A 3,591-nucleotide genomic window follows, 5' to 3' on the forward strand; every position below is an offset into this window, starting at 1 on the left:
ATCAAAACGTTGCTGCGGCGTGAGCGGGCGGCTTGCAGGGCGTCGAAAATGACGCTGGCCGAATCGGCGCCGGAAACCTGGGCGATCACCGGCACGTTGTTGCGTTGGCCCCAGGTCTGCAATTGCTCGACAGCGGCAGCACGGAAGGTGTCGCCTGCGGCCAGCATGATGCTGCGTTTCTCATCGAGATAGCGTCGCGCAAGCTTGCCGATGGTCGTGGTCTTGCCGACACCGTTGACGCCGACCATGAGGATGACAAAGGGTGATTGCCCACTGACATCAAGTGCCTGCTCGACGGGTTTGAGAAGTTTGACGAGATGCTGGCGCAGGGCATCAAGCAGGGCGTTGGCATCGGCAAACTCGCGATTGCTGACGCGTTTGCGCAGGGCATCGACGATTTCGGTGGATGCGTTGATCCCGACATCGGCGGTGATCAGGCAGGTTTCGAGTTCGTCGAGCAAATCGTCATCGAGGATCGGATTGCGTGCAAACAGGCTACCGAGACCTTTGGCAAAACCGCTGCCGGACAAGCGATCGCGCCAACTGCCCTTCGCTGGCTGAGCGGCTCCCCTGGATGGCGCAGACAAGCTCTGGATTTCGACGCTATCCCATTCGCTGAGGACGCTTTTGGCGTTGTCCGGTGCAATCGGAATCTCTGCCGCTGGCGTGATTTCGCTCTCTGCGACTTCGTTGATCTGCACCTCAACTGCTTGCGAGGGCGGTGTTTGTTCGACCTCAGGGGCCGGTTCGGCAGGTTTTTCCGTGGCCCTGGACTCTTCGCCGGGCTTCTTTTTCCAGAACTTGAGCATTGCGGGGATGGCACGCGATAAGGATGCGCGGCATGCTATCACTCCCCCGACAGTCTTCCAGAGCTTTGCAATCCATGCGTTCAGCTCCACGCAACCTCGGAAAACTTCGCATCGTCGGTGGTTCGCTTCGTGGCAGTCGAATCGAGGTTGCCAATGGAGACGGTTTGCGCCCGACCAGTGATCGGGTCCGCGAAACCCTGTTCAACTGGCTGGCTCCGATGATTGAAGGGGCGCGCTGCCTGGATTTGTTTGCCGGCACCGGCGCGCTCGGTATCGAGGCGATCTCGCGTGGTGCGGCCGAGTGTGTCTTTGTCGAGCGCGATCGCGCGCTGGCGCAGCGTCTGCAACAAACTCTGGCACGCCTGAACATCGAGAATGCACGGGTGATCAATGCCGATGCGCTGGGTTGGCTCGGGGCAGTTGGCCAGGCGTTCAATCTGGTTTTCCTCGATCCTCCGTTTTCAGACGATTTGTGGGCCGATGCGGCGGCGCGCCTCGAAGCGGGCGGCTGCCTGGCCGAAAATGCCTGGATTCATGTCGAAGCGCCCGCGGGCATGACACCGGTAGTGCCATCCGCCTGGCATTTGCACCGCGAGTCGCGAGCGGGCGCGGTGAATTTCGCACTCTATCGTCGTAGTCATTCGATTCCGCTAAGCTAAGGCTTGCTGCTCATGCAGATTGCAAGGTGAATTGATGTCAGTTCCTGCTTCACGCTCCCGCGTGGCGGTCTATCCCGGCACTTTTGATCCGATCACCAACGGACATATCGATCTGGTGATGCGGGCGGCGCCGCTGTTTGACCGGCTCGTGGTGGCTATTGCCGACAGCCACAGCAAGGGGCCGTGTTTCACCCTTGAGGAGCGTCTCGATCTGGCGCGGCAGGCGCTGAATGGCATCAAGAACGTGGAGATTCGGGGGTTTTCGACCTTGCTGGCCAGTTTTGTCAACGAGATCGAGGCCGGTGTGATTCTGCGTGGATTGCGTGCGGTCTCTGATTTCGAGTATGAGTTTCAGCTTGCCAGCATGAACCGGCATTTGATTCCCGAGGCCGAGACAATGTTTCTGACTCCGGCCGAGCAATACAGTTTCATCTCGTCATCGCTGGTCCGCGAAATCGCGCGACTCGGTGGCGATGTATCCGGATTCGTCCATCCGGTCGTCCAGCAGGCACTTGCCCAGCGCTGGTCCTGATCACAACCAATTTTCGACAGGAGTTTCATCATGTTCAACAAGCGAATTGCATTCATGATCATGGTCGGTGCTTTGCTTTTCGGCCTCTCCGCTTGCAACAAGGAAGAGGCGGCCAGCGCACCGGAAGAGGCAGCTGTCGAGACAGTTGCGCTGCCCGCCGCTGATGCGCCACCAACCGATTGGAAGAAATATCTGGCTGCGGTGGTCATGCAGAACATGCAAGGCGTCAAGACCAGCCGTCCGTACATGTATTTCGTCCCCGGTGGCGATGGCGGCAAGGCGATTCTGGATCGCAGCAATCAGCTCGACAACGTCAGCGTCACCGTTTCACGCGGTGTCCTGCCCGGCAACATGCTTGCTTTTGGCGGCCCTGATTCGAGCATCACCGCCGACCTGATTATCGAAGCATTCGAAAATGCCGGGGCCGGCACATTCAAGGATGTGACCGTGCTGTTTGTCGGCGCTCAGGCCGATTCGGATCGGGTCAAGGAAGCGCTGGCCAGCTCCGGTGCAACCTATCGCTTCGCAGAAATGAAATAGACGCCCGTAACGCGCGTCCGCGTGCGCCGGTTTTCACGCAATGGCTCTGAAGATCACCGATCAATGCATCAACTGTGATGTTTGCGAACCGGTTTGCCCGAACACCGCAATAGCTCCGGGGCGCGAGATCTATGAGATCGCGCCGTCCAGTTGTACCGAGTGTGTTGGCCACTTCGATGTGCCGCAGTGCATCGAAGTGTGTCCGGTCGAATGCATCATTCTCGATCCTGACAATGCTGAATCGCCTGATCAACTGCAGGCGAAGTACGCCGCGTTGACGGCCAAGGAGAACGAATGAATCGCTATGTCCTGTTGTTTGCCTCAGCTCTGTTGACGGTTTCCTGTCAGGCGGCGGAGCAGAGTGCCGCGCCTGCGCTGAAACAAGCGCCTGCCGCGCAGACGCTGGCCGCACGCCCGGGCAAGGTCGCCGTTGCCAGCGCCCATCAGATCGCCACCGATGCCGGTCTGGAAGTGATGGCCAAGGGCGGCAATGCATTCGATGCGGCGATTGCGGTCGGCAGCATGCTGGCTGTGGTCGAGCCGCAGAGTTCAGGTCTCGGCGGCGGCGGCTTCTTTCTGCTGCATAGTGCCGCCAGCGGCAAGAATGTCTTTGTCGATGCCCGCGAACGCGCGCCAGCGGAAAGTCGCAGCGAGCTCTGGGCTGATGCCGAGGGCAAGCTGGACAAGAACAAGGCGATCAACGGGCCCTTGTCGGCCGGCATTCCGGGTGAGCCAGCCGCCTATGTCTGGCTCGCCGAGCATTACGGAAAGCTGCCGCTGAGCGCCTCGCTGGCACCGGCGATCCGGGTCGCACGCGAAGGCTTTCCGGTCTATCCACGTTTTCAGAAATCAATCGAGCGGCGCAAGCCGGTGCTGACGCGCTGGCCCGCTTCGCAACAACTCTATCTGCAGGATGGCAACGCTCCGGCGCTGCAGGCGATCTGGAAGAACCCGGAAATCGCCGATACCCTGGAGCTCATCGCGGCCAAGGGTAATGATGGTTTCTACAAGGGCGAGCTGGCGGCGAGCATGGTCAAGGCCGTGCGTGATG

At 59.9% G+C, this 3,591-nt stretch carries 6 protein-coding genes; 5 read left to right on the top strand and 1 reads right to left on the bottom strand.

What is annotated here, in order from left to right:
- On the bottom strand, positions 1 to 809 hold an 809-nt coding region (locus VFN25_RS14510), incomplete at its 3' end, for a signal recognition particle receptor subunit alpha (RefSeq protein WP_325143148.1).
- Between the two features lie 74 nt (positions 810 to 883).
- Between VFN25_RS14510 and rsmD the strand changes: the two genes are divergently transcribed.
- From rsmD to VFN25_RS14535, 5 genes are all read left to right on the top strand, one after another.
- Complete coding sequence (rsmD, locus tag VFN25_RS14515; protein WP_325143150.1) at positions 884 to 1,468, top strand: 16S rRNA (guanine(966)-N(2))-methyltransferase RsmD; 585 nt, start codon at positions 884 to 886, stop codon at positions 1,466 to 1,468.
- 34 nt (positions 1,469 to 1,502) lie between these two features.
- Positions 1,503 to 2,000, top strand: coding sequence for a pantetheine-phosphate adenylyltransferase (gene coaD / locus VFN25_RS14520; RefSeq protein WP_325143152.1), 498 nt, complete (start codon positions 1,503 to 1,505; stop codon positions 1,998 to 2,000).
- Positions 2,001 to 2,030: 30 nt separating this feature from the next.
- Complete coding sequence (locus VFN25_RS14525; protein WP_325143154.1) at positions 2,031 to 2,540, top strand: hypothetical protein; 510 nt, start codon at positions 2,031 to 2,033, stop codon at positions 2,538 to 2,540.
- A 40-nt stretch (positions 2,541 to 2,580) separates the two neighbouring features.
- Entirely contained in the window at positions 2,581 to 2,838 is a 258-nt protein-coding gene (locus VFN25_RS14530; RefSeq protein ID WP_325143156.1) for a YfhL family 4Fe-4S dicluster ferredoxin, read from the top strand.
- The coding region (locus tag VFN25_RS14535; RefSeq protein WP_325143158.1) for a gamma-glutamyltransferase at positions 2,835 to 3,591 on the top strand (757 nt) is incomplete at its 3' end. The genes VFN25_RS14530 and VFN25_RS14535, both read left to right, overlap by 4 nt.

The sequence above is a fragment of the Dokdonella sp. genome (assembly GCF_035703485.1).
In the GTDB taxonomy this organism is placed as follows: domain Bacteria; phylum Pseudomonadota; class Gammaproteobacteria; order Xanthomonadales; family Rhodanobacteraceae; genus Dokdonella.